The sequence below is a fragment of the Winkia sp. C0117E2 genome (assembly GCF_056590455.1).
In genome coordinates, this window is the sequence record NZ_JBWPWD010000006.1 from 22445 (window position 1) to 47652 (window position 25208).

The window sequence follows — 25208 nt, forward strand, 5'->3', positions numbered from 1 at the left end:
GCCCGCATGCCCACAATGGCTACGGCCGGCCCCTTCTGGCGGAAAATTCCACCGCGCGAGCGTCCTTACGCCCCCTCAAAAGCGAGATTAAAGGAGGGCGGCGCGGTGCTCGCCAGTCTACGATTGGGGCTGTAGTTTTACCCGTCCACACCTCTTCTTCCGGGCTGGAATGACCAGGCTGGACACGCCTTACAGGCCACCACTCAAACCCCCTCGTTCGCCCGCACCCCGCGTGGGTGAAAAATACTCCCCTCAGTTTACTAGCGCGCGGGGTCTGGCGCCGGGCCTTTTGGTACAGGTCCACACCCAATTTTTAGGTCAGCCTCTCCCCCGGCCGAGGGCGGGCGAACCAGTGGCCGGGACTCTCACCTGCTTGCATACAAGTGAGCACTCCCGGCCACTCGGTTTCCAATAGGCGCAATGCCTACTAGATGCGTTTAGCCGCGCTGGGCTCGACGCCTTACAACCAGGCCAGCACCCAGCGTAAGAGCCACAACAGATGCGCCAGCTAGGCTGATGCCAGCAGTACCGGTGTGTGCCAGAGGGGCCTTGCCATTGTCGCTCAGAGTAACCTGGCGTTCGCTCACAATGGTCTTTGCAACCTTTACCTGCTTAGGCGCCTTCTCCTTCCCAACCTGCGCCTTGCCGGCCTTGTGACCACCACAGCAATCAGCGGCTGGCTTCTCAGTACCAGCAAGCTTTTTACCCTTGCCTTCCTTTGCGGCTTCACCGGCGCCAGGGCCGGTCTGCTCGCCCACGCCTGCCGGCTCCTGTCTGGGCACGTCCCCCGTTTGGGTACCCGCATCGGTCTTGTCCGGCTTGGACTCCTGCTTAGTTTCGCCCTCGCTCTTCGGATCTACCTTCGGATCTACCTTCGGGTCTTCCGGCTTTACTTCCGGTTCAGCATCAGGGGTGCCCTTCACGTACTGGATTTGCAGCGAAGCCACCTTCGCCTCATTCTTAGCTTCGGCCTTAAACACCAGGTAGTGGCGACCGTCGCGGTCCCGCAGCACGCGTGCTAGTGGCCGAGATCCGTCCTCACTGTTCAAACTGAATACGGCCGGCTTGTAGCCGTCAAACTTCTTGATCAACGGGTCCGAAAGTCCAATGCGAACCTCCTGGCCCTCTACCACCTTTAATTCGGCGCTGACAGGCACCCCTGCCTCGTCCTTGAACGGTTCGGTGAGCAGATCAGTGGGCCCATTTTCGCTCGGATGCACGTAGGTGAACTTTACAGTCACCTTTTTCGCGGGATCCAGCTTTTCTTCGACCAACTTCGCCTGGGTATCCTTCAGCTGCTTGGTCAGCGCGTCCACGTCAGCCTGGCTGGCGTACGGGAAACCGGTGGGCAGGGAATTTTGCACCTTCTTGATCGCGTCCAAGAACGGGGTGCGCGATGCCACCGTCCACCCGTTGCCCTTGGCGGGAGTCTTCGCCACGGCCTCGTCGAACGCCTTCTGCAACTCGACCAGATCCGGGGCCTTGTATTCTTCCTTCACCAACCCGGCAATTGCCGCTGTTAGCGCCTTAGCGGCACGGTCGAAATCAGCGTGAGTATTCAGCGGGCCCGCCTCACCCGGGGCAAGAATCGAAGTTAGGTCCTTAGCGTCAACCAGGTTTGCTGCCTCGGCAAGGGCGGAAGTGAGCGCGTCGTAGCTGGCCTTCGTGTAGCGCTTGCTGTCCTTGCCGTTTTCAGCCAGCTTCTTGTCGGCCTCAGCAATTAGGCGCTGCAGCGGTTCGCGGTTGAAGGGAGCCGGTTCGATCTTTTTGAACGCCTTATTCACTTCGTCGCGCATCTTCGCCAGGTCATCTTGGCTAATCCCCGCAGTACCCGCCTTGGCCTGCCCAACCAGGAACTCTGCTGCAGCCTTGGTCTGCTTGTAGGCGGCGTCGGTGCCTTCCTTGATCTTGATACCGGCCGAGGTCGCAGCCTGGTAGTCGCGGTCGTGTTCGGCTAGGGCGCCTTCAAGTTCCTTGGTGTCAAGCTTCTTCGGGGCAGAATCAATCTTTACGGTAATGGGCTGCTGGCCTTTTAAGTTCAGCACAACGGAATCGCCCTTGACCCAGATCGGGCTGCCCAGGCGGAACAGGGTCTTGTCATACTTGCCGTTGGTGTCCTCTGGAGCCCATTCCAGGCTGGCGGAGATAGCTTGGTTGTACTTGAGGCTGTTGTCGTCGGGCAGTAGGAGTTTCCCGTCAAATTCCTCAACTCCCAAATCAGTTGAGGAATAAGGGAATCCCAGCTGGCCGTACAGGGCAACCTTCACTGTTTTGCTCGTAGTGTTCTTCTCTAGGGTGGCGGCCCAAACTTTTAGGGTCCCGCCCATATCTAGAGAGAAATTCTGTACAGAGGAATTTGCCTTCACATTTTCAAATGTGTTTTCATCAGCGGCGCTTGCGGCGGCGGGGAATAACGCCAACATAACGAAACCTGCCACGAGGGCGGCCAGCGCCCGCTTGAGCAGGCCGATGCGGCCTGAGGTTTTCAGCATCGAATCACCTTTCTTCAAGTTAACTTAGGCGACCCTTACCTTATAGTTGTGCAGGCCAGAGCGTCAACATACCCAAATGGGAAAGCTAGAGTTCTGCCCGCTAGAGTCTCAAGTACCGGCTTTGGCTACATCGCCGCTGCGCAGAAGAGCACGCCACCAACTAGAGTGAAGTCGAAGACCTCCCTGAAAGGAACGCTCATGTGTAAGCCGGTTACGTGCAAGATCTGCGGCAAAATTACTTGGGAAGGCTGTGGCAAACACATCGACGAAGTGAAGGCATCTGTGCCCGCCGACCAGTGGTGCGATGGCAACCATTCCACCACTAAGGACTAGCGCCCGACCGCCAGGGTACCCGGCTGCGAAGGCCTAACGCTTAGCAGGCGTCGCGCCTGGCCGCCCTCACTTCCCTGGTAAGGAAGGTGGCCACGGCCCCCAAAGTCCCCGCTGCAATGACTGCCCACCAGGGAAAACGCGGCAACTGGGAGGCCTTACCCGCATTGGCTTTGTCGCGGGCGGGGGTAGGGATGACGCGCTCGCCGGTAACCAGGATCCGGTGCGAATTGATCCCCAGCGGAGTGCAAGTCACCAACGTGGCAAGGTCCTTTCCCTCCATGGCTTCAATAGCGCGCGTTTCCGAGGGCGCCACCACCTGCGTCTCAAACACCCGGTAGGTCAGCACCTCACCGAAGACTTCCAAAGTGAACGTGTCGCCCTTGCTGATCTGATTCAAATCCGTAAACAGCCGCGCAGACGCCAGCCCGCGATGCGCCGTAATAACCGTCCTGGTCGACGGCCCACCCACCGGCAAAGACGTGCCCTCAAGGTGGCCGGCCCCCTTCAGTAGGCTCGCCTCGGTGGTGCCATGGTAGATCGGCATGTCCACATCGATCTTGTCGATCTTGATGCGCCCCATCGTCCCATTTTCATCCGCCCGCAAAATGTCTTCGTAGCGCCAGCTGCCCTTCGCGCTCCCCGTCCCAGAGGCGATGCGCGCGCCCGACTTTAGCTCCGCCCCCGACGCCAAAGCCTTGTTATATTCCCGACCTGCCTCTAACTGCGCCACCCTATCCGGCCGCACAGACTGCAGGCGGTGCGCATACTCGCCCACGATCTTCGACTGGTTGTACTGGCTAATCCACGCCGCCGTCGACGGATACAGCAACAGCCCCACGCCAACCAACACCAAAGCGCTAATCAGAACAGGTAACAGCAGACGCTTCACCATAGCTACTCCTTATATATGTTGCCGTAACGGGCGAGGGCGGGGGTGCCGAGCGCGAAGGGCGGGGTCAGGGGTGCGGGCGCGGTGAGAGTGCACCCTACAGTCCCCCGCGCAACATAAAGATCGAGGGCGACAGCTAAGCCGCCGCCCTCGAAATTGCCTAAAAACTAGGCGCGCTTACGCGATTTGAACAGGTACAGGCCACCTGCAACCGCTAGCACAGCTGCGCCACCAATGGTCAGCAGCAGCTGGCCGGCAGCACCAGTCAGCGGCAGGGACGGGCCAGTCTGCTTGGTGTTGTCGTATACCAGGTCATCGGTAGTGGTCTTACCAGCGGTAACGGTGATGGTCTTGCCGTCAGTGGGCAGCACGTAGCCGGCCGGAGCCTTGGTTTCCTTTAGGGTGAACTGCTTGGTCACGCCGGTGGAATCTTCGTTCTGGCCAATCTTCTTCAGGTACAGGCCTTCGAACTCATAGACGCCGTTGCCAACATACTTAGCAGCAGCAATTTCAGTGTTCGTGTCCTTTTCGTAGACCTTGAATTCGGCGCCTTCCAGGATCTTGTGGGTGTCCTTGTCCTGCTTCTTCAGGCGGTAGTTACCAACGACGGCCTTATCGGAAGGAGTAATGGTCGGAGGGGTGTCCTTGCCCGGCTTCACCATGTCGTTGATGAAGAAGTTCGCGCCGGTGTTTTCCACCTTGCCGTCGGCGGGCAGAGCAGAAAGCGTGGTGGTCAGGGCGAAGTTAAGCTTCTTGCCTGCTTTGCCCTTTAGCTTTGCAAGACCGGACTGGGTAAGCTCGACGGTTACGAAACCGTTGTCGTTATTCGCGGTGTAGTCACCTGCATTCAGCTTGGTGTCGCCAACCTTGACTTCAGCGGAAACGAACTTTAGGTAGCTGGCCAGCTTATCGGTAACGCCAGCCTTGGTGTATTCCTTCCCATCGCTGACTGCGGGGATGTCGTAAGAGATGTTCCAGACCATGTTCTGGCCAACCTTCTTGAAACCGGTGTCGTCCAGGGTCTTAGTTGCCGGCTGGATTACCTCGTTCTTCGGGTAGGCGTGCACGTCGTACAGCCACTGCGCAGTATTCGGGAACGGGATGGAGACAAAGAAAGGCTTGGCCTTTTCGGTCACGTTATTGTGGCCGTTGTCAGCGCCTTCAGTCACGTAGTAGACGCCAGCAGCGAGCCTTTCAAACTTAGCGACGCCATCCGCGGCGGTTACCTTGCTAGAAGCAGCAGCCAGGTTGTAGTCCTTGCCGTTAGCAGTGGCCTTATCGCCCTTCGGAGCCAGCCTGGACACGACATCCCAGGATTCCGGCTTCGTTAGGTCCAGGCCTTCAACCTTCTGCACCTTGAATTCGATGCCGGCCAGGGCGCGGGCATTTGCCGGAGCGGTCTGCTCAGTGCCGTCGTTCTTTTTGCCCTGCCAGTCGGTCTTGGCGTACTTGTGCACGGTAATCGAACCGGTGCGGTTCAAGTCCGGGTTGCCCTCTGCTGCAACGGCGTGCGGCGCAACCAGAACGGTCAGCGCACCCAGCACTGCCGCCAGGAGCGCAGCGAGGACCACGAAGATCCCCTGCTTCTTTAGCTGTTCCATCAAAAATCCTTTCCGATATGGAACTTTCAGTAGTGCCGGCCTTGTGGCTCAGCTGAACTTGCGCTTCCGGAACAGCCATCCGGCCAGTCCAAGTGATAGCGCCGCGACAATTCCTCCTGCCAGGTAGAACATGTCGCTACCAACCCCGCCGGTAAGCGGCAGAGGTGGGACGTCTTGTTTCTCATTTTTGATATTGCCGAGGGCGATGTTCGCCCTTCCCTGATTGGCATACAGGTCCGCTCTGTGTACCTGCCTGCTAAGCTTGTACCCAGTAGGCGCCTTAATTTCGCGCAGGAAGTAGGTGCCCCACCCCATGTCTTGCAGAGCGAAGTGGCCGGCGCGCGGGTCCTTGTCAGGACCTTTACAGGCACTAGAGTTTGCCGCATTACAGTCAGCAATAGTGGTATGCCTGATCACGCGGTGTTTAGGCGAGGTCGCCGGCGAGTTATCGTTGCCGTTAATCTGCCAAATGGAGCCGCCCAGGGGTTTGCCGTTACTCGCGTCCACCTTCGTCCACGTGATCTTGCCTTTAACACGCGAATTTGGTACCAGCACGCGGATCGGACTTTGCGTGCCTCCGCTAACACGGACTGGGAGCCCAGCGAAGCGCTGATACCCATTTGGGGCATGCGGTTCGACAATCACATAGTCGCCGACCGGCAAGTTCTGCCACGATGCTTCGCCTTGCCTATCAGTGGACTGCACGCCACCGATGCGCTGCTCGTTCGGCTCGCACGTGCCGTTGTTGTTCACATCCCTACACAGCTGCAACCCAACCCCCGCAAGGCGCGCCTCAGGTGGCATCGACGCCTCATCGCGAGCACCCGCCTTCGCGTAAGAATCGTGGTCATGCTTCACCGCGGTGATAGAGCCAGTGCGCAGTTCGTTCCGCACGGTGCAGGAGACGTCCCTAAAGCTCCCGGCAGAGAGCTCCACGGCATAACGCTCCTTGGTATCGGCCACGACCGTGGTGCGCACACTGCGGTTCTTACTATCGGTGCATGTAACAGACTTCTGGTAGGCTGACAACTTCAGAGACGACGTCGTGGCCATCTCTTCTTCCACAAGATAGGTCGACCCAGCAAAACGCAGCAAGGAATCGGTCACTGCCGCCCGGTTACGAGCCCTCCCACTAGTTATGGCAGAAGCCTGCTGGCCGCCATTCTTCTTTTTCACAGAAATCCTGAACTGGTCATCTCCAGCGCGCGAGACCACGTCCTTCGCTGCCCGAATCGTCGGCACCGCGGCCACACAGCCTTCCATGTCAGTAATTGGCGACCCAAACCTGAAGTTGTATCTATCCAGATTCACGCTCTTCTGCTGTTCAAGTACCTTGACCAGGACGTTTCTTTCAAAATCGACCTTAAAAATGCCGTTATACCGTGGCCTACCGGCACGATGCTCAACATTGCCTTCATGGTTGGCGGACACGTAGAAGTTGCCGTCCTGGCCGGCCAAAAAGCCGGTAATAGCCCAGCGCCCCATACCGCCGCCGAAAGGCACGCCCTCCGGGCCCCTGCTCAGCATCGCAGAATGGACAAGTTTGGCAGAAAGCGGGCCAGCGTTCGCAACGCCATTAGTAGTCCAAGCAGGCACCAAGCTCATGCCAGCGCTGGTACTAACTTTCTCCGCCTTCTGCGGTAAAAGCTCCGCTGCACTACCCTGAGCCTGCCGCGAAGCGGCGTTGAAATCAACCCGATAAATATCGATCTTCGCGGCACCATTAGGATCAGGTATATTCCTAGTGCCCTCGGTGGCAGCCACCATCACATACAGCTGGTTGCTGTTGTCGAAAAGCAGATCCACGTTGGTCCTGGCCGCTGGGAACGGGCCCGCCGAGAATTGTCCAAGCGTCAGCACTCTTCGAGTAACCGTGTCATACGCCATAACCTTGATATCGCTGTACTGCGCACTGCGACTAGTAGTCACGTCACCCGCAAACACGTAGTAACGGCCTTGGTTATCCATGGTGCCACCCTTAAACGGCATGCCAGCACCCACCACTTTGATTCGTTCAGTCTGAATCAGAGTGTTCGGCGCGATAGTTGCCTGAACGATGGTCACATAACTCTTATTTCCCGACGCCGCCGACATCACAGTCGCATGGTCCGCGAAGAAAATCCGCCCGTGCTTTCGATCCACAGCAAGGGCGTCATACCCACTACCAGTGCCTGTCGTATTGCGCTTCTTGTGCCAAGTCGCAGAGCCCATCCAGATCGGACCGCCCGTAATCCGGTCGTTACGCAAGGTAAAAGCCTCGACAGAGCCGCTTCCACTTTCGATCCAGTATGAATCTCCCGGATCGCAGAAGTTACTGGTTGCCGACGACAAGGCATAGTATCCAGCCCTTCCCCGTCCGGCATCTCGGTCATCTTCGGTATTTGCAGGGTTTCGTTCATCCGTACGAAGGTGAGCGGCACCTGCAGCTTCAGCCGCTTCCGATTCAGAAGCCGGCTGCGCGGCGGGATCGACGGGCTGGGCGTCTGGTTGCGGGGCTGACTGATCTTTTTCCCCATGGGCTACATCTTTGCCCTCGCGCGTATCCTGACTGTCAGGTTGGGGATTGGAAAATCCTGGACCGCCCGGCTCGTCCTGGTTGACGGCCGCCCGCATCTCTGTGGGCTTAGCATCTACAACGGAACCATCCGCAACGGTGGGACCATCCGCAAAAGCGGGGCCGGCGAGCATCACAGAGGTGACCAGCCCAATGCCAGCTATTGCAGCACCCGCAGCAGTCGCATAGCTGTTCTTTCTACCCAAGGCTTTACTTTCTATCCGCCAACACAACTCACCGACCAATATTTCGGCAGCTGTCACGCCCTGGCGCTGTGGTTTACCAGCCGCAAGACAGCGAGAAGTAACCTAACACGGCACAAAAACAGACAAAATCAAACCAGATGGCCAAATTTCAACAAACTTTCCATACAGAATTGCAGGGGCTCTAAGGAGCTTCACAGGAACAGTCTTAACCAACACCCTTTTTTGGGCAGACAAACAGCGGCAAACTAATACACAAACGCACGATTGGCAGTGACTTTCACTTTCCAAAAGCTAGAAATGTGCGCCTACACACAGCCCCCATTTTCGGGATAGTCCAAATAATGAGAGAGATCAGCGGCAAGATTGCACCGAGATCGAGGGCGCGGCAGAGGCGGCGGTCTTTAATTGCGTGTTCGCAGGGCTCGGGCGCTAACGAATGCGGTCGCCGCGGCCCAGGCCTGCGGACGGCACGAAGCTGGATACGGCACTGGCGGGATAAACGGGCCGCCGCCGGGCAGGACCCCAAATAGCTCGGGCATGCGGAATTGGAAACGTTCGGCAGCGCGGGAAATCCGACTGGCGATTGTGCGGGCGTGCTCGTCGAGTCCCTCCGTCAGCATCCCGTCGATAATCATGCCGTTGTCGTGCGCCCACACACTCCCGCAGTGGTAGGAGAGGGGGTGGAATGCGCCGCAGCTTGTGCTCAAGGTGCGGATTCCGTAAGGGCTCAGAAGGTCTTCTTGGCACAGTCGTTCAGCCACCGCTCGCGCCTGATCGGCACGCAAAATCCCAGTTCCCAGCAAGTGCCCCATGTTCGAGGCAGCGCCAGTGACCGTTTGCTTGTGCGCGTCCAGGGCAATGGCCGGGTAGGAGTCTGCGCCCTGGCCAACCCAAAAAGTGGAGGTGAATTTTTCTCGAATTTGCTCAGCACGCTCAGCGTACTTTTCGCTATCCACTCCCTGTTCTCCTAGCAATTTGCCGCCCTCGACAAGCGCCGCATACGCGTACCCCTGCGCCTCGCACAGAGCGATAGGCGCCTTCGCGAACTGCCCGTCGGCCCACCGGATCGAATCACCCGAATCTTTCCACCCCTGGTTGGCCAGCCCTCTCCCAGACTTGTCTACATATTCCAAAAACAGGTCCCCGTCGGCATCCCCATCAGTACATATCCACTCCAGCGCAGCCTGTAGACGCTGCAGCAGAGGACTCAATTCGCCCTCCATACCACCCCTCCAGAGGGCGACGAACAGGCGCACCCACAGGGGCGTCGCGTCGATCGTGCCGAAGTAGGTAGGCGGCAGAGAAATCCGGCCGCCCGCATCAAAGGTTTCGAGGCCGTCGCGCCTCACCTCGTGCAGGATTTTGCCGGGCTGTTCGCCAGTCTGCGGGCGATCGGCCTGCCCCTGCCGCGCCGCCAGCGCGCGCACCGTTCCCAGTCCGACCTGCGGGCATTCGTGGCGCAGCAGCCAGGCGGTGATGATGGAGTCGCGGCCAAACAGGGTGAAGAACCACGGGGCTCCTGCCGCGTAGAACGAGTTTTCGGGGCGGGAGCGCTCACCCATTAGCAGCGAGTCTAAGTCTCGGGCAGCCACCGCCGTCCAAAGGTCTACCTTCTCCTGGGCCGCGCGGGGACCAGCCGCCTCTTGCGGTTCCTTCCTACGCTGTGCCTGCGCGGTTATTCCCGCATGCCTACTCGCGGCGAATTGGCCGGATTCGTCACGCATTTGCAGCGACCAGGCACAGGCTTCTTCAGAATTGGGCTTCAGGTTGAGGCACCAGCAACAGGTGAAAGAGGTCTCGCTCTCGACGAGTTTAGCTTCCGGAGCCCACCAAGTAGCGAAGGCGCTCCCGTCATCCCACTTGCCACCCTTGGCATAAACGGCCCTAGCCGGTTTGCCGGACTTGATCTTTTCCATGGAGCTCAAGTCGGGACTAACCTGCAGCTCCAAGGTGAGGACGAAGGCCTTCGAGGACGCGTTCTGGACGGCCATCTGTTCGCGCACGCCTTCGATATCGACGACGCGGTCGCGCACTAGCAAGATCTTCGGATCAGCGGTGTCGCCCTCGATTCGCAGCGCGTTCACGAAGCGGGTGTGCCCACTTTCTAAGTCCAGTTGGGTCAGAGGTTCGACGGCGACTTCTTCCCCTTCGAGGGTGAGCCTCAGGCTTAGCCGGGAGATCAGGCGCGTGTCGTAGCAGTAGATGCCTTGGGCTCCCCCGTCAAGGTTTCCGGCGGTGTCGGCCCACACCTGATTAGGCACGCGCAGGGTTGGCACCAGGTTGTGCAAGAAGGGCTGACCAGCCATTTTCACTCCATCGGGGTTGACTTTCATTCACGATCGTATTTATGCTAGTAGACATTATTTGAACGTTCAAATCAAGTGCAAGAAAGGGGCGGCAATGGCACACAAACCGACACTGCTTTCCCTGGCCATGGACCTAAACGTGTCCAGGCAAACCATTTCAAACGCCATCCACCACCCCGAACGCCTGCAGGCCGACACTCTTGCGCGCATCCGCGCCGAATTGGACCGCCAAGGTTATGCCCCCTCGCGGGCGGCACGCCAACTGCGCAACAATCGAGCCGGCGCCTTCGGCTACCGCCTGCACCCCACTTTTGACGGCATCAACGGCAACATCCTGGACCGCTTCCTGCACGAACTGGTCGCAACGGCCCAGGCAGCAGGATTCTCTGTGGTGGTATTCGCCGCCAACTCGGACGAGGACGAAATTGCGCAGCTACAACATCTGCACCAGACCGGCGCGATCGACGGGGCCATACTAAGTGCCTCTTCCGAGGGCGACCCGCGCCCCACAGCACTCGCTACTGCGGGCCTTCCAGGTGCCAGCTTTGGCCGCCCCTGGGCAGCCCCCGCCAGCCCATACGCCTGGGTAGACGTAGACGGTAAAGCAGGCACGGCAGCAGCTGTCACCTCCCTCCGAAACGCCCACCACGACCGCATCGGGTGGATCGGCTGGAACCCAGAAGTGGGCGTCGGCCATGACCGCTACCTAGGCTACAAGGAGGCGTTAGGCGATCTAATTGATCCCGACTTACAACGCCGCTACCCGGATTCAACAGACGCAGGCCGCAGAGCCGCCCTCGAACTGGCCGAAGCGGGGGCCACAGCGGTCGTGTGCGCATCAGATTCGCTAGCACTAGGCGCGGTCACCTCGGGCGCTTTTGCAAGGGGGAACATCTTCGGCTTCGACGACACCCCCGTCGCTGCCGCAATGGAAATGAATTCGGTGCGTCAGCCCATCGAGGACATAGCCCGCACCTGCTTCCAACTAGCTCTTAGCTCCCTAGAAAAGAACATAAAACCTACAGGAACACTGGTCAAAGCCAGTCCTGTCATAAGAACCTCAATAGAAAGGTAACAGCAATGGGGAAGAAAAAGATCACGGCAGCTATGGCGCTGCTCGCTACCTCTGCGCTAACGCTGAGCGCGTGCGGATCCGGTTTCGATGACGATAACGCCTCCGGCAGCGACAGCAAAGGTGACGGCAAACTGTCCGTTCTAATTGCGGCCTCCGGAGACGCCGAAGCCAAATCCGTCAAAGACACCATCGCCAAGTGGGCGGACAAGAATGGGGTCGACACCAAGGTTGACGTCGCCTCCGACCTAGTTCAGCAGTTGGCCCAAGGCTTTGCAGGCGGCAACCCACCAGACCTGTTTTATACCAGCGCTGACCAGTTCCAGGGCTACGCCGAATCCGGGTACCTGCAAGCCTACGGCGACGATTTGAAGAACAAAGACGACTTCTACCCCAGCCTGCGCGACGCTTTCACCCACGATGGCAAGTTCTACTGCGCCCCCAAAGATTTTTCGACTTTGGCACTAATTATCAATACTGCCGAATGGGAGAAAGCCGGTCTGACCGACGCTGACTACCCGAAGGATTGGGACCAGCTAAAGACTGTTGCCGCCAAACTAACCAAGGGCGACCGGCCCGGCCTCACTATGAGCCCAGAGTTTCAGCGCATGGGTGCCTTCCTGGCCCAGGCGGGTGGCGGCCTCGAAAAGGACGGCAAGGCAATCGCTTCCGCACAAGGCAATAAGAAGGCCTTACAATACCTGTCTGACCTGGCCAAAGAGGGTTCTTTGAAACTATCTAACCAGCTCGGCTCTGGTTGGGGCGGCGAAGCCTTCGGCAAGGGGCAGGCAGCCATGGTAGTTGAAGGAAACTGGGTCGAGGGCGCCCTCAAGAACGATTACCCGGATCTGAAATACAAGGTAGTCGAACTACCTGCCGGCCCGGCCGGTAAGGCCACCCTTCAGTTCACCAACTGCTGGGGCCTGGCAGCAGATTCGAAGGATAAGGCGGACGCTAAGAAGTTGGCCGAATACCTGACCGAGGCAGAACAACAAAACACCTTCGCGAAAGACTTCGGAGTAATGCCTTCCGTGAAGTCAGCTGCCGAAGCGTGGAAGAAGGACAACCCGGCACTAGCTGCCTTCCTGGACGGAGCCGACTACGCGCAAAACGTCCCCACCGCCAAGGGAGCCACCGACGTGTTGGACGAGCTGAACTCCAAGCTGGAACAGTTACCCAACTTCGACATTGAAACAACACTCGAACAGACCCAAAAGGACATGGCAGCAGTCCTGAAGTAACGCTGCGGGTGGGGGCGCCGGAGCCCCCACCCCTACACCAGGCTTAGAGAGGCAATGATGGCAACGAAGCACTCCAGCCGCACGACGGGCCAAAATCTGGCCGGCTGGCTATTCTTGAGCCCCGTCATTTTGATTCTGGGATTGTTCTTATTCGTCCCAGTACTAATGGCAGCATGGGTGTCCGTTTCTGACTGGGGAGGACGCGGTTCCCCCTTCAGTAGCAACGTTTCCTTCGTAGGCGCAAACAACTACGCCTCAATCCTTACCGACGGCGGACTGCCCACCCGCGACTTTGGCACCGCGCTCCGCAACAACGTCTACTACGTACTGCTGGTAGTGCCGCTACAAACCATCGTGTCGCTAATACTGGCCGTCTTTGTGAACCAGCGAATTTTGAAAGCAAAAAGCTTCTTCCGCACCGCCTTCTACTTCCCATCCGTGACCTCCTCGGTAGCCATCACCGTACTGTGGCTATTCGTTTTCTCCTACACCGGCCCAGTCAACAAAGTACTGAGCTGGCTAGGAATACACGGGCCAAACTGGTTCCAAGATCCACGCGGCATCGTCCACCTTGCGCTATCCGGCCTCGGCGTAAATAAGGTAAGCGCCCTAGCCGACCACAACCTGCTAGGCATAAGTTTGTGGGACTGGCTTTCGGGCCCCTCCGTGGCAATGACCGCGTTCATTCTGATGGCCGTGTTCACCACCTCGGGCACCTTCATGCTCCTGTTCATTGCCGCGCTACAGGCCATCGGCAACGAGACCGAAGAAGCCGGAATGATGGACGGCGCCGGAGCCCTCCAACGCTTCCGGTACATAACCGTGCCGATGCTAAAACCCACCGTGTTCACCGTGCTCACACTAGGTTTAATCGGGTGCTGGCAAGTATTCGACCAAATTTATACGGGCACCCAAGGAGGGCCCGCAAAAACCACCCTCACCCCTGCCTACCTGTCCTTTAACTCCGCGTTCAACAACCAACAGTGGGGACAAGGGGCCGCAATCGCGTTCATCCTGTTCTTCATCATCGTAGCCTTCACCCTGCTACAGCGATTACTGCTCCGGGACAAAGACGAGGTTCGCCCACGCAAACGGAAAGTGCGGAGGCAGCAAGTCGCCCTCGCCAACGCCACGAGCGCGAAAGAAGGTAAGTAAATGAGCACCGGTATTACCAAGCCAAACGCTAAAAAGGTGGGCGGTTTTGCCGGCCTGAAGGCACGCCACCTGCCCTTCTACCTGGTAGTGATCGCGCTTGCGCTAGTGTACATTTCGCCGTTCTTGATCCAGATTTTTACCTCATTCAAGACCGAGCCTGATGCCGCCGCTAACCCGCTAGCACTACCGCAGCAGTGGACCACGGCAGCGTATGAGCGCCTCTTCGTCCACTCGGATTTTCCGTTATGGATCCGCAACTCCCTCATAGTTACCCTCCTAGTAACTGCAGGTAGAGTCCTATTTGATTGCATGGCCGGGTATGCCCTAGCACGCATTCCCTTCCGAGGGCGGACGCTCATGTATTCAATCCTGGTTGCCGTCATGTCCGTGCCCGGCGTCGTACTACTAATCCCGAAGTTCCTGGTAATCAAACAGCTGGGCATCTACGATTCCTTCGCGGGCATGATCCTGCCTCTTTTGGCAGACGCGACAGGTGTGTTCATTATGACCGGATTCTTCGCCTCAATTCCCAAATCGATTGAGGAGCAAGCCCGCATCGACGGAGCCGGGACACTGCGAACCTTCTGGTCTATCGTGATGCCGATGGCGCGGCCCGCCGTAGTCACCATCATCATCCTGTCCTTCCAAGGATCGTGGAACGAGCTGAATCACTTCATCGTCTCTACCCAAGATTCGCGACTGACGACCCTTACCAAAGGGGTCGCGCAGCTGGCCTCCGGGCAACTATCGCAGGGCTCGCAATACCCGCTGAAACTGTCTGCCGCGCTGCTCATGACCATCCCGGTCGCAATCTTGTTCTTCACCTTCCAAAAGCAGATCATGAACTCCACCGCCGGCGCAGTCAAAGAATAGGCAGGCGCGTTGCGCGAGCGGTCGCTCCAGATATTGCGCAGGCAGGCGCGGACTTGACCAGTCGGTTAGCCCCGCGCCTTATATTTGTCACCGCACTACACCCGCATGCTTGCCACCGCACTGGATCGGCTTTGGAGCCGGGGGCGGCACCAGTACCGGGCATCGCCCTCGAAATAGGTACAGACCGCCCGCGAAACATGGTCGAAATTCGCGACCCTTGGCGTTATCCGCGAAACATGGTGTAGATCGCCAAGGTTCGACGAAAACACCAAGGCTCGCGCACGCCCCGCGCACGCCCCGCGCCCTATTTTGGCTGGATTTGGATAAACGAACTACTCGCAGCACGTTTTACACGCATTCGCGTATCACATTTTTACTGGTTCGGCCCGGTTTAGCATGCGATGTTGTAGCATTTTGGTGATCGCGGCTCATTTGTCGCTGATTGCAGCGTGGTTTCTGACGGCGACTGGCAGCCGCGTCTGCACTATTTCCCGTAGGTCCCTTGGAGCCTTGAAGAATGAATGAAGATTCACCCCGTGATGGTGTCGGGCGTGCTGATGACGCGCAGCAGTCCGCTCACCGCGAGTTCCCTTCGCGTTCCTCTAGGCGGAGGCGGGCTGCGCACCCGCACCTGCATCACCGCGCCGGCCAGCAGCCGGGCACTTCCCGAAAAGCCTCCGAGCCCCTAGCCGCGCAAGCCGATAACTCTGAGGCTACTGAGTCGCTACAGCCGCGCCGATCCTTGCGGTCCAGGGCTGCTTCTTTGTCGCGCCCCACTTTGCGACCCACCCAGGCCAGCAGGGCGGCTTCTCGCCCTCACTGGTATGGCACGTCCGACCCGCGGGTTAAGGATCTGTCTCCTGCGCAGAAGGCCCGCATTCGCAATCCTCGCCTATCAATGCGCGACCATGACGACGCCTACGATGCCACGTCGCCAACTACTACTCTGACGCACATGCCCGCCATCAAACCGATTACGGGCGCAACGCCGATTATTTCTACCAAGCGTTCTAATTCCAGCCCCGCTTCTTCTTCCGAGGGCGACCCCACCCCTACGCGGGACCCCAAAGCCGGCTCTAGCCCGGCAGTTGCTAGTGCACCGGCAGCCGCGAAGCAGGATCAGGATGATACTGCGGTGAAGGCCGCACCACTCGCCGCGGCAGCAACTGCTGCGGCTCCTTCCAGCACGCCAGTTGAAAAACCGGCCGAAACGGCGGCTGACGATGCTGGCTCGTCTGCAGAATTGAAGCGGCAAGAATCCCGCTGGTGGCTGGGCGCTTCAATCGTTGTTTGTCTACTCGCACTGATCGCGGGCGCGGTCTTCGGGTTCTTCAAGTTGGCGAAGCCGAACACGGAGGCGCAGGTGCTGCCTTCGGATAAGACCACGTCGGCTTCCGCTTCGGAAACGCCCTCGTCCTCGCCCTCGACTGAGCCCACCCCGATCCCAACTGTGCGCACCACTGAGGTGCCTTCCGGGCTGAAGGGCACCTACACCCCGCCCGCAGCGACTGGGCGAATGATCGCTATTCCCGGCCAGAAGGCGGCTCCCGAGGGCGACGGCCAGCAAATTGCCTACGACCTGTCCTACGAGCAAGGCATACCCATAGACCCGAATGTCTTTGCCAACTCGGTGCACTCGACGTTGAACGACAACCGCTCCTGGCCCGCACAGGGCATGCGCTTTGCGCGCACTGACTACCAACCGCAGGTGTCGTTGCGTCTGGTCAGCCCCAACACCATTAAGAAGGAGTGCGCTGGCACTGTTGATGACGGTTTCGCCTCGTGCCTGGTTGGCAATACGGTGCTGCTGAATTCGGATCGCTGGTTCAATTCCGCCGAAGTCTGGGATAAGGCCGGCGGCGGCCAGGACGAATACCGCGCCTACCTGCTGAACTACTTCGTCGGCCTAGCTACCGGGAAGAAGCAGGTCGATTGTAAGAAGCCGGGCGAGGTAGCGAACGTGATGCAGTCACAGACCTACGAACTGAATGGGTGCAAGCCTAACGGCTGGGTAAACCCCGACGCCAAGAAAGGCCAGTAATAATGGTATTTGACCTGTTAGCGCAGGGTGTCGCCATACCGCAGGGGCTGCTGCAAAGCGCGGGGGACAGCATTGCCCCCGACAAGGGCGGCTTGGACCCGCTGACGTTGGCGCGGTGGCAGTTCACGATCACCACCATCTACCACTACGTGATCGTGCCTATTTCGATCGGGCTGTCGCTCTTCCTGGCTATTGCCCAAACAATGTGGCTGCGCACTAAGCAACGCTACTGGTGGTCTGCCGTGCGCTTTTTTGGCCCGATCTTCTTCGTCACCTTCGCGGTGGGCGTTGCTACCGGCCTGGTCCAAGAGTTCCAATTCGGCATGAACTGGTCAGAGTATTCCCGCTTCGTCGGCGACGTCTTTGGAACCCCGCTCGCGCTGGAATCCCTCTTCGCATTCTTCGCCGAGTCCGTCCTTTTAGGCCTGTGGATCTTCGGCTACGGCGCCCTCTCTCCCCGTCTCCACACGGCCACGATCTGGGGCGTCACCATCGCCGCCCACCTTTCCGCCTGCTTCATTATTGGCGCGAACTCCTGGATGCAGCACCCCGTCGGAGCCGTCTTTGACGCCACCACCGGCCGCGCGGCGTTGCACGGCTGGGCGGGATTCTTCGCGATCATCACGAACTGGACCCTGTGGACCGCCATCTTGCACGTGTGCGTTTCCTCCTGGATCGTTGCGGCCGCCCTCATTGGCGGCATCTCCTGGTGGTGGATGATCAAGGCCCGCCGCCTCAGCAACGCCCGCGCCACGCACGCAGGCGACCATCCCTCCCCCGAGCAGGATGCTCGCACTCAGGCCGCAGCTAGCGCGTCAAAAACCTGGCGCCCCCTAGTGCGATTCGCTTCTTGGGCGATCATTGCCTCCTCGGTACTGACCCTTCTTACGGGCCACCTGCAGGGCATCCAGATGGCCACCGAGCAACCCATGAAGCTAGCCGCCGGTGAAGCCTACTGCAAGCCCGTCGAGGGCGGCGCCCCCTTAGCGCTGTTCGCCTTCGGCTCTGATTGCAGCAACATCAAGACCTACGGTTCCATTCCGGGAGGTCTTTCGTTCCTGGCCACCGGCAGTTTTGACGGTAAAGTCCTGGCGGTGTCCGAGGTTGAAAAATCCTACCAGGACTACTTCAGCAAGGCGGGGGCGGAACGTGGCCGCACCGAGTCCTATCATCCGCCTTTCATGCTGACCTTCTGGTCGTTCCGCATCATGGTGCTTTTGCAGCTGCTGGTGCCTGCCCTGGCGGTGGGCGCCCTGATTGCCACCCGTGGTGGCCGAGTGCCGAGACGGGGACGCTGGTGGGGACTCGTCCTCTTGCCGCTGCCGTCGCTGGCCGCGGTCGCAGGCTGGGTGTACACCGAAGTGGGCCGCCAACCGTGGATCGTTCACCCCAACTTCGAGGGTGGCAAGACAGACCTTTACCTGCTCACCAACCAGGGCCTGTCGCAGGTGGGAGTATCGGGCACCCAGCTACTAATCTCCCTTATCCTTTCGACCCTGCTGTACTTGGTGCTTGCCCTGGTGTGGGGTGTGCTCGTGGCCAGGAAGGTGCGAGCCGGACTGCCCAAGCCCAGAAAGCGTCAGAGCCAAGCTAGGGAGTTGTCCTTCGAATGATCACCACCTTGCAGTTCATCTGGTATTTCCTGGCTTGCGCCCTAATGGCCACCACCCTGGCGTTGGTTGGCCTGGATTTGGGTACGGGCATAGTGCTCGGCCTGCTGGGCAAGAACGGGGACGAACGCGCCCTGCTTGTACGCACTATTTCACCGCACTGGGGTGGCCACGAGGTCTGGCTGATCAGCTTCGTCTCAGCTCTGTTTGCCGCGTTTCCCGAATGGTATTCCTCGCTGCTGTCGGGCCTGCAAACCTACTTTTTGCTGCTGATTTTCGCCCTGGTACTGCGCGTGGTCACCATCGAGTGGCGAGGCCAGGTATCGGCGCGGATCGGCTCCCTACTGGATTGGGTTCACACCGCCTGCTCGCTGGTGATCGTTTTCTGCTTCGCAATCATTTTTGCCTCCCAGTTGCGCGGCCTTCCGGTGGAGGTCATCAACCCGCGCGCCGGTGCCATCGCCGACCCTTCCATGGTCGATCCGAACGGCCCCGCAAACCCGGATTTGGTCGCTTACGTCCACTCGGTCACCGGCTCGCCCTGGGCTGCGATAAACCTATTCTCGCTGCTGGGAGCCGTCGCCCTCGTGGTGTACCTGGCGTATGTGGGCGCGGTGTGGGCATTGCAGCGCATCACGTTTGAATGCGAACCGCAAGAGCGCGCCTTCACCCTGCGCAGCCTGCTTGCTCCCTTCGCCGGCCTCCCCCTGCTCGCCTGGGCGGTGTGGGGCCAGCTTGCCTACGGCCGCTCCGCCTTTGGGTGGGTGCTCATCGTTCTTCTAGGTGGGGCGTTGGCGTTGCAGTTCGTCTTCCGAGGGCGCATCCTGGCCCTGCACGTTTCCCTTGCTACGGCACCGCTCGCCCTGGTCACGGCGTGGGTGTACGTTGCCGCCTACCCGGTGCTGATGCCCTCCACCGTGAACAAGGCTTACGATCTGACGGTCAATCAGGCCGCTTCTTCGGGGCCCGCGTTGGCAGTGTTAGTGGGAGCCGCCGCCCTCGGCATTCCGCTGGCTGGCGCACTTACCTGGTTCTCGCACCGCACTCTGGGTTCGCGCGTTGATTTCACGGCCATAGCCACGCCCTTCGAATAGGCCGAGGGCGGCCGCTCCGCCCAGGCGGGTTTCCGCCCGCCCTGGCAGGCGGCTTTTCCGGCTAGCGGTGTTCCTCGTAGGGGCTTTGGGATTGCTTCTCTTGCGGCCCGCGGGGCAGATCGTTGCCCTTGGCAAACTTCCACACGCAGACCGCGGTAGTTGCGGTGGCTGCCATGAGTGCCGCAATCAGCACTCTAGCTTTCAAGGCGAACATGCCCTGCCCCATGGCAATCGACATGACCACCCAGTACAGTACGAAGTCGAGCGCAAAGAATCCGACGGTAAAAATGATCGAGTTTTTCACTCCTCGAGTCTAACTTTGCCCCCTTTGCAAAGCATCCGAGCGGTTTTTATATGCAGAAGGCAACCCCACGCCCTCACCAATAAAAAGTAAACAGTTTCCCAAATAATGAAATAAATAGAGACTTAAGTCCCACCCCTGTGTTATGTTGCGGATCACAACAACGTACAAGGGGGTACGTATGGAAATACGTGGAGGACCAGAACGCCAAACTAGAACCGTAGCGGCCGAAGCACAGGCAATGAATCGGGTGCTCGGCCTTCCTTCTGTGATCGCCTACGGGCTGGCATCAATGGGGCTGCTGGCAGTATTCACGATCTACGGCACAGGGGTAAAACTTAGCGACGGCCACCTACCCGCCGCCTACATAATCGCTTTGACAGCAATGTTGCTGACCGCTCACTCTTACGCACGCATGGCCTGGGCCGTTCCCAAATCCGGTTCCGCATACATGTATTCGCGCCTGTCATTCGGCCCGTACGTGGGCTTCTTCATCGGGTGGACCATGCTGCTCGGATATATCTTCTTGCCCATGGTCAATTTCCTGCTGACCGGGCTGTACCTGAACACCCTATTCACTTCGATCCCGCCGTGGATCTTCACCCTGGCGTCAATCATCCTGGTCAGCATCTTGTCCATCGTGGGGGTCACCTGGGTGGGAAAACTAAATATTGCGCTTGCCGTCGCCGGCACCGCCATCGTGGTCGTCTTCGCCGTCCTAGCTTTTACCCACGCGCAGCATCTGAGCGCCGAATCGCTCATCGCTCCGATCACGCCCGAGGCCGGCTCCCTGGGAACCGTAATGGCCGCTGCCGCAGTCCTCTCTTTCGCCTTCCTAGGCTTTGACGGGGTATCCAACCTGGCCGAAGAAACAAAGAAGCCGCGCCAAAACATCCCGCGCGCCATCATGCTCTCTACACTGATCATCGGGATCTTGTTCTTCACAGTCGCGTGGGCCGGCTCGCAGCTGTACCCGAACTGGCGGGAGCTAACGAACCTGGATGCGGCAGGAACCGAAATGATGCAAAAGATCGGCGGGCCAATCCTGGCAACTGTCTTCCTGGCCATCTACGTTTTCGGCACCACCCTGTGCGGAACCGCCGCGCAGATGTCTGTATCCCGCGTAATATACACAATGGGTCGCGACGGCGTTCTGCCCTCATTCCTGTCCCGCCTGCACCCCCGCTTCAAGACCCCTTACGTGGCGGCGCTGCTAGTGTCCGCCCTGTCCCTACTCGCCCTCGTGTTGACGCTTGACCAGTCGGTTTACATGATCAACTTTGGCGCCCTGGTGGCTTTCGCGGCCGTGAATCTGGCCGCCTTCAAATACTTCTGGATCGACCAGAAAAAGCGGGGCCTGCGCGCCCTCTTCTCTTTTCTTTTGGCCCCACTGGCAGGCTTCGCTTTTATCGCCTACCTGTGGAGCTCTCTGGAATGGTTCAGCTACCTGGTCGGGGCCATCTGGGTCGTCTTTGGCCTGGGCATTTTGACCTTCCAAACCCGGGGATTCACCAAGACTCCCCCACCCCTAAACATCGACGCGTAATCGCCTAACGGAACGGGAAAACAATGGACCTAATCATCACCGCAAACACCATTCACACCATGTCGGATGCTCCGGATACACCCCAGGCGTTAGGGATTACTGCCGGGTGCATCGAAAAGGTGGGCTCGCTTGCCGAGGCCGATTCCTGGCAGGCTGACCACCGCGTCGATTACCCGGATGCCACCATCACTCCCGGCCTCACGGACGCGCACATTCACCCCATCTGGGGTCAGCACATCGCGCGCGGCACCTACCTGGGGAAAGCGAAGGATAGCGCCGAAGCTGCCAGCCTCCTCCGGGAAGCGGCAGGCGAGGTAGCGGAGGGCGAATGGGTGTTCGCCTGGGGGCTTGAGCAGTCCACTTTTGGCGAGGGCGCACCCTCGGGTGCCGCTATCACTGATGCCTTCCCAGACAACCCCGTGTTCGTGATGCTCTTCGATGGGCACGCGGCCGTGGCCAACGCCAAGGCGTTAGAGGCGGCAAATATTCGCGGCGCTGAAGAGCTGGCTGGGCCGGGACAGATCATTGTGGATCAGGATGGAAAACCAACCGGATTCTTACGGGAGGCGTCCGCCATCGACCGTCTAAAGGAAGCGGCCCCGCCACTTACCTTGCAGCAGAAGGTGCAGGACACTTTGGAAACTTTCCAGCAGATGGCGGCGAGCGGCCTTACGGGCGGCGAAATGTTGGATTTCGACGACCCGGAGTCCCTAGACGTGCTAGAGGCTATCGAAGCTCAGGCGGACTTACCGATCCGCTTGCGTATCGCCCCCTGGATTTTAGCGGGGCACCCTGCCGAGCGAGTCCAGCAAGTGCTCGATCTACAAGGCAAGGCGGGCCGGCGTTATCAGGTGCGCGGAGCCAAGATGATGATCGACGGCACCATCGACAATGGCTCCGGCTGGCTAGCTGAGCCCGATACGAAAGGGGAATGCACCAGCTCCTCTTGGGCCAACCCGCACGATTACGTGCAGGTACTGCGCACTTTCGACGCGGCCGGGGTGCCGACCTCGACCCATGCCGTTGGCGATCGCGGCATCGAGTCCGTCATCGACGCGATCCGTTCCTTGGGGCGGACTAAGGTCGTCCACCGAATCGAGCATATTGAAGAAATTACCGACGAGGGCGTGCGCGCCCTTGCTGAGTCCGGCATTTCCGCGTCCATGCAGCCCACCCATTGCACCCACTTCCTAGATCCAGATGGGGCCGACGCGTGGTCGCGCAGGCTAGGCCCGCAGAGGGCGAAACTGGCGTTCCGACTAAAGGACGTCTACGAGGCCGCCGACCATTTAGCGCTCGGTTCAGACTGGCCCATTGCGGGTTCCGATCCCCGCGAGATCATGGCGGATGCCATCTCGCGCCAACACACCAAGGACCCGAATAGCAGGCCGATCAGCCCAGATCAGGCGCTCACCAACTTGCAGGCGTTACAGTGCTACACGCGTGAAGTGGCGGCCTCTTCTGGCGCGAGTGGCGGGGTTATAGAACCGGGGGCGTTGGCCGACCTGACGGTCTTCGCCGCAGATCCGCTGCAGCTACCCGCGAAAGAGCTTGCCGAGGTAAAGATCGTGGCTACCTACCTAGATGGCGTGCAGGTACACCATGGCTAACACGCCAGGCCGACAGGCCCCTTATCTGTTGTAGCGTTACCTATTTCACAGTACATTTTAGGTGATACATGTCTAAATAATTATTTTGCAGAAGGAAGACAAGCAAATGTCTAGCCCATTCCAGTCCCCATCAGACCCCAATGCGGACAATAACAATAGCGGCGGCACTGGCAACCAGCAGCAGGGTTCCAACCCCTTCCAAAATCCCGGCACCCAAGGGCAGGGCTACCAGCAAAACCCGCCCCAGAACTACGGCCAGCAGTACCAACAGGGCCAGCACTATCAGCAAAACGCGCCCCAAGGGTATGGCCAGCAGGGATACTCCAACCAGGAGCAGGGCTACTACCAGAGCTCACCCCAGGGATACGGGCAGCCACAATCGGGCTACTACCAAGCCCCGCGGCAAGGAGGGCCAACCTACCCTGGCCAGCAAAATCGGCAGCCAGAAGGAAAGAAAGAACGCAACACCACTAGCATCGTCGGCATCGCGGTGGCGGTAATCGGCATAATCCTGGCATTCTTCAAGCCCACCCTGATCATCGCCTGGTCGTGCATCCTTGCAGCGTTGATCTTGACCGTTGCCGGATTCATCGTCAAGGGCAAGGAACGGAAGACCGCGATCGGCGCCGCAGTTGCAACACTCTTGCTGATAATAATCACGATCACGATGACCTCTATCATGGCATTCAAGATGATCGACCCCGACAAGATGAACTGGACCTACACCCGGGACATCAACGGCACACACAAGGAATACACCCACTACCCCAACGGCAAGACTCACATCAAGGAGTACACCGAAGGATCGGACGATGGCGTCAAGGAATACGACGAGGGCGGAGACGAGGACCAGGAAGATGACGGCAGCTTTTAGGGCACACCCATAGCCCACCTGCACAATCGTTCCGAATCCTACAGGTTCCTTATTTGTTGTGACGTTACCCACCTCACAGTAAGTTACGAATTAATACACCCCAAAATGTTTAAGTCAGAGAAGAAAGTACAGGCCAATGTCGAGCCCATTTACACCACCCTCTGGTCCGAATAAGGACCAGGATAGATCCGCGCGCACAAATCCTGGTGCGGCAGGATCCCAACCAGAAAAACCTGAAACTAAGCCGGGCAAGCCGCAGGCCCAGTCAGGCAATTCCCAGCCCCAGTCGGGCAGGCCCGAAGGCAATACTCCCTGGTCGCGAAGCGGCGCATCCGCTGACCAGACTTCCCCCGCATTCCAAGCTCCGGTAAGTCAGCCTCACAATAGCCGGCCGCAGCCGGACCATAACCAGCAGTTTACGCAGGGCAACCAGGGCCAGCAGCAACAGGGTCCCCAAGGTTCGCAGGGCGGAATGGGGCCTTACACGGGCGCCAACTACAACCCGTACCAGAGACAAGGCACAACTCAGACTGGTAAGAAAGACCTAAACTATGTCGGCATCGCCGGCATCGCAGTTGCCGTAATCGGTATCATCCTGGCATTCTTCAAGCCCACTATTATCGCTGCCTGGCTCTGCATCCTGATCGCGTTGGCCCTGGTGGTCGCCGGATTCATCGTGAAGAATAAGGAACGCAAGACCGTCATTGGCGCTCTTGTCCTAACGGGCATTCTTGGTCTTACCGCCATATTCACAACCGGGAAGGCACTGATGGACGCGGGCTTGGCGTCGATCTCTTACCGCCCTCACAATGACACGCATTACTCTGAAAAAGCCGATCCCTCCCAAAAAGCTGACGAGGATTCTTCTGACGATGCTGTGCCCTCGAAAGAGGACGGTAAGGACGATGCTGACCAGGACAAGAAATCGGCTTCTAAGAGCGTGGGCACTAGGGCCAACCCGTACAAGCTTGGCCAGGACGTCGAAACCACAGAGTGGGTTATCAAGATAAATTCCTTCAAGCGAAACGCAGATAAAGAAGTCCTCGCTGCGAACAGATTCAACGAGCCACCAGCAGACGGTAACGAATACGCCATTGCGAATGTCACCGCGAAATATAAGGGATCAGCTGACCCGCAGCACCCCGATGAGGCCGGTATACCCAGCCTGCTGCGAGTGACTTTCGTTGCCGAGGACGGGAAGAGCTACAACCGCACTAGCCACGTCATTGTGTACGACTCCACGAGAAACGGCTCCGGAGAGCTCTACGAGGGCGGTACTGCAACATTCAATGAGGTTATTGAGGTGCCCAAGGGCGCCAAGGGCGTAATAACCATGCGGCCTTCCTACGATGAAGACCCCGTCTTCATCAAAGTGCAGAAATAGCCTTTAGCGTTGCGGACTACGGCAAC

18 protein-coding genes are annotated in these 25208 nt (G+C 58.9%); 12 read left to right on the forward strand and 6 right to left on the reverse strand.

All coding sequences use genetic code 11. The features are described 5' to 3' along the window. Positions 1–437: 437 nt before the first annotated feature. Positions 438–2492 carry a hypothetical protein gene (locus AC1EKG_RS08560; protein ID WP_004808424.1) on the reverse strand — a complete coding sequence of 685 codons (2055 nt, stop codon included), beginning with the start codon at positions 2490–2492 and terminating at the stop codon, positions 438–440. 198 nt (positions 2493–2690) lie between these two features. Between AC1EKG_RS08560 and AC1EKG_RS08565 the strand changes: the two genes are divergently transcribed. After that, positions 2691–2825 (forward strand): hypothetical protein, encoded by a 135-nt coding sequence (locus AC1EKG_RS08565; protein ID WP_004808421.1) that lies wholly within the window; start codon positions 2691–2693, stop codon positions 2823–2825. 40 nt (positions 2826–2865) lie between these two features. On the opposite strand, the gene AC1EKG_RS08570 is transcribed toward AC1EKG_RS08565, so the two are convergent. The 4 genes from AC1EKG_RS08570 to AC1EKG_RS08585 all read right to left on the reverse strand — a co-directional run bounded on the left by AC1EKG_RS08570 (position 2866) and on the right by AC1EKG_RS08585 (position 10408). After that, positions 2866–3717 (reverse strand): class C sortase, encoded by an 852-nt coding sequence (locus tag AC1EKG_RS08570; protein WP_004808420.1) that lies wholly within the window; start codon positions 3715–3717, stop codon positions 2866–2868. A 164-nt stretch (positions 3718–3881) separates the two neighbouring features. Continuing rightward, entirely contained in the window at positions 3882–5315 is a 1434-nt protein-coding gene (locus AC1EKG_RS08575) for a SpaH/EbpB family LPXTG-anchored major pilin (RefSeq protein ID WP_004808418.1), read from the reverse strand. A 48-nt stretch (positions 5316–5363) separates the two neighbouring features. Beyond that, on the reverse strand, positions 5364–8075 hold the full coding sequence (locus AC1EKG_RS08580) for a SpaA isopeptide-forming pilin-related protein (RefSeq protein WP_481067825.1): 2712 nt from the start codon (positions 8073–8075) through the stop codon (positions 5364–5366). 401 nt (positions 8076–8476) lie between these two features. Further along, positions 8477–10408: a glycogen debranching N-terminal domain-containing protein gene (locus AC1EKG_RS08585; RefSeq protein WP_040315513.1), complete on the reverse strand. Its 1932-nt coding sequence runs from the start codon at positions 10406–10408 to the stop codon at positions 8477–8479. A 67-nt stretch (positions 10409–10475) separates the two neighbouring features. Between AC1EKG_RS08585 and AC1EKG_RS08590 the strand changes: the two genes are divergently transcribed. The 7 genes from AC1EKG_RS08590 (at position 10476) to AC1EKG_RS08620 (ending at position 19467) form a co-directional block, all read left to right on the forward strand. Then, positions 10476–11456 (forward strand): substrate-binding domain-containing protein, encoded by a 981-nt coding sequence (locus AC1EKG_RS08590; protein WP_004808412.1) that lies wholly within the window; start codon positions 10476–10478, stop codon positions 11454–11456. Positions 11457–11461: 5 nt separating this feature from the next. After that, positions 11462–12694: a sugar ABC transporter substrate-binding protein gene (locus tag AC1EKG_RS08595; protein ID WP_278614542.1), complete on the forward strand. Its 1233-nt coding sequence runs from the start codon at positions 11462–11464 to the stop codon at positions 12692–12694. 57 nt (positions 12695–12751) lie between these two features. Further along, positions 12752–13849 (forward strand): carbohydrate ABC transporter permease, encoded by a 1098-nt coding sequence (locus tag AC1EKG_RS08600; protein WP_167568220.1) that lies wholly within the window; start codon positions 12752–12754, stop codon positions 13847–13849. Continuing rightward, complete coding sequence (locus AC1EKG_RS08605; protein WP_209070782.1) at positions 13850–14722, forward strand: carbohydrate ABC transporter permease; 873 nt, start codon at positions 13850–13852, stop codon at positions 14720–14722. It abuts the gene before it with no gap. A 517-nt stretch (positions 14723–15239) separates the two neighbouring features. Then, a complete protein-coding gene (locus AC1EKG_RS08610) occupies positions 15240–16763 on the forward strand; it encodes a DUF3152 domain-containing protein (protein WP_481067826.1) in 1524 nt (507 codons plus the stop codon). Between the two features lie 2 nt (positions 16764–16765). Then, positions 16766–18376: a cytochrome ubiquinol oxidase subunit I gene (locus AC1EKG_RS08615; RefSeq protein ID WP_278614498.1), complete on the forward strand. Its 1611-nt coding sequence runs from the start codon at positions 16766–16768 to the stop codon at positions 18374–18376. Then, positions 18373–19467, forward strand: coding sequence for a cytochrome d ubiquinol oxidase subunit II (locus AC1EKG_RS08620; protein WP_167568217.1), 1095 nt, complete (start codon positions 18373–18375; stop codon positions 19465–19467). The genes AC1EKG_RS08615 and AC1EKG_RS08620 overlap by 4 nt, the downstream gene beginning before the upstream one ends. A gap of 61 nt (positions 19468–19528) precedes the next feature. Here the strand turns inward: AC1EKG_RS08620 and AC1EKG_RS08625 are convergent, their stop codons facing one another. Beyond that, positions 19529–19771, reverse strand: coding sequence for a hypothetical protein (locus AC1EKG_RS08625; RefSeq protein ID WP_167568216.1), 243 nt, complete (start codon positions 19769–19771; stop codon positions 19529–19531). Positions 19772–19949: 178 nt separating this feature from the next. Here AC1EKG_RS08625 and AC1EKG_RS08630 point away from each other — a divergent pair, with 178 nt between their 5' ends. The 4 genes from AC1EKG_RS08630 (at position 19950) to AC1EKG_RS08645 (ending at position 25182) form a co-directional block, all read left to right on the forward strand. After that, positions 19950–21314, forward strand: coding sequence for an APC family permease (locus AC1EKG_RS08630; RefSeq protein ID WP_481067827.1), 1365 nt, complete (start codon positions 19950–19952; stop codon positions 21312–21314). Positions 21315–21337: 23 nt separating this feature from the next. After that, positions 21338–22924 carry an amidohydrolase gene (locus AC1EKG_RS08635; protein WP_481067828.1) on the forward strand — a complete coding sequence of 529 codons (1587 nt, stop codon included), beginning with the start codon at positions 21338–21340 and terminating at the stop codon, positions 22922–22924. A 106-nt stretch (positions 22925–23030) separates the two neighbouring features. Further along, positions 23031–23798, forward strand: a complete 768-nt coding sequence (locus AC1EKG_RS08640; RefSeq protein WP_278614506.1) for a DUF308 domain-containing protein — start codon at positions 23031–23033, stop codon at positions 23796–23798. Positions 23799–23934: 136 nt separating this feature from the next. Next, a complete protein-coding gene (locus tag AC1EKG_RS08645; RefSeq protein WP_278614507.1) occupies positions 23935–25182 on the forward strand; it encodes a DUF308 domain-containing protein in 1248 nt (415 codons plus the stop codon). Positions 25183–25208 lie beyond the last annotated feature (26 nt).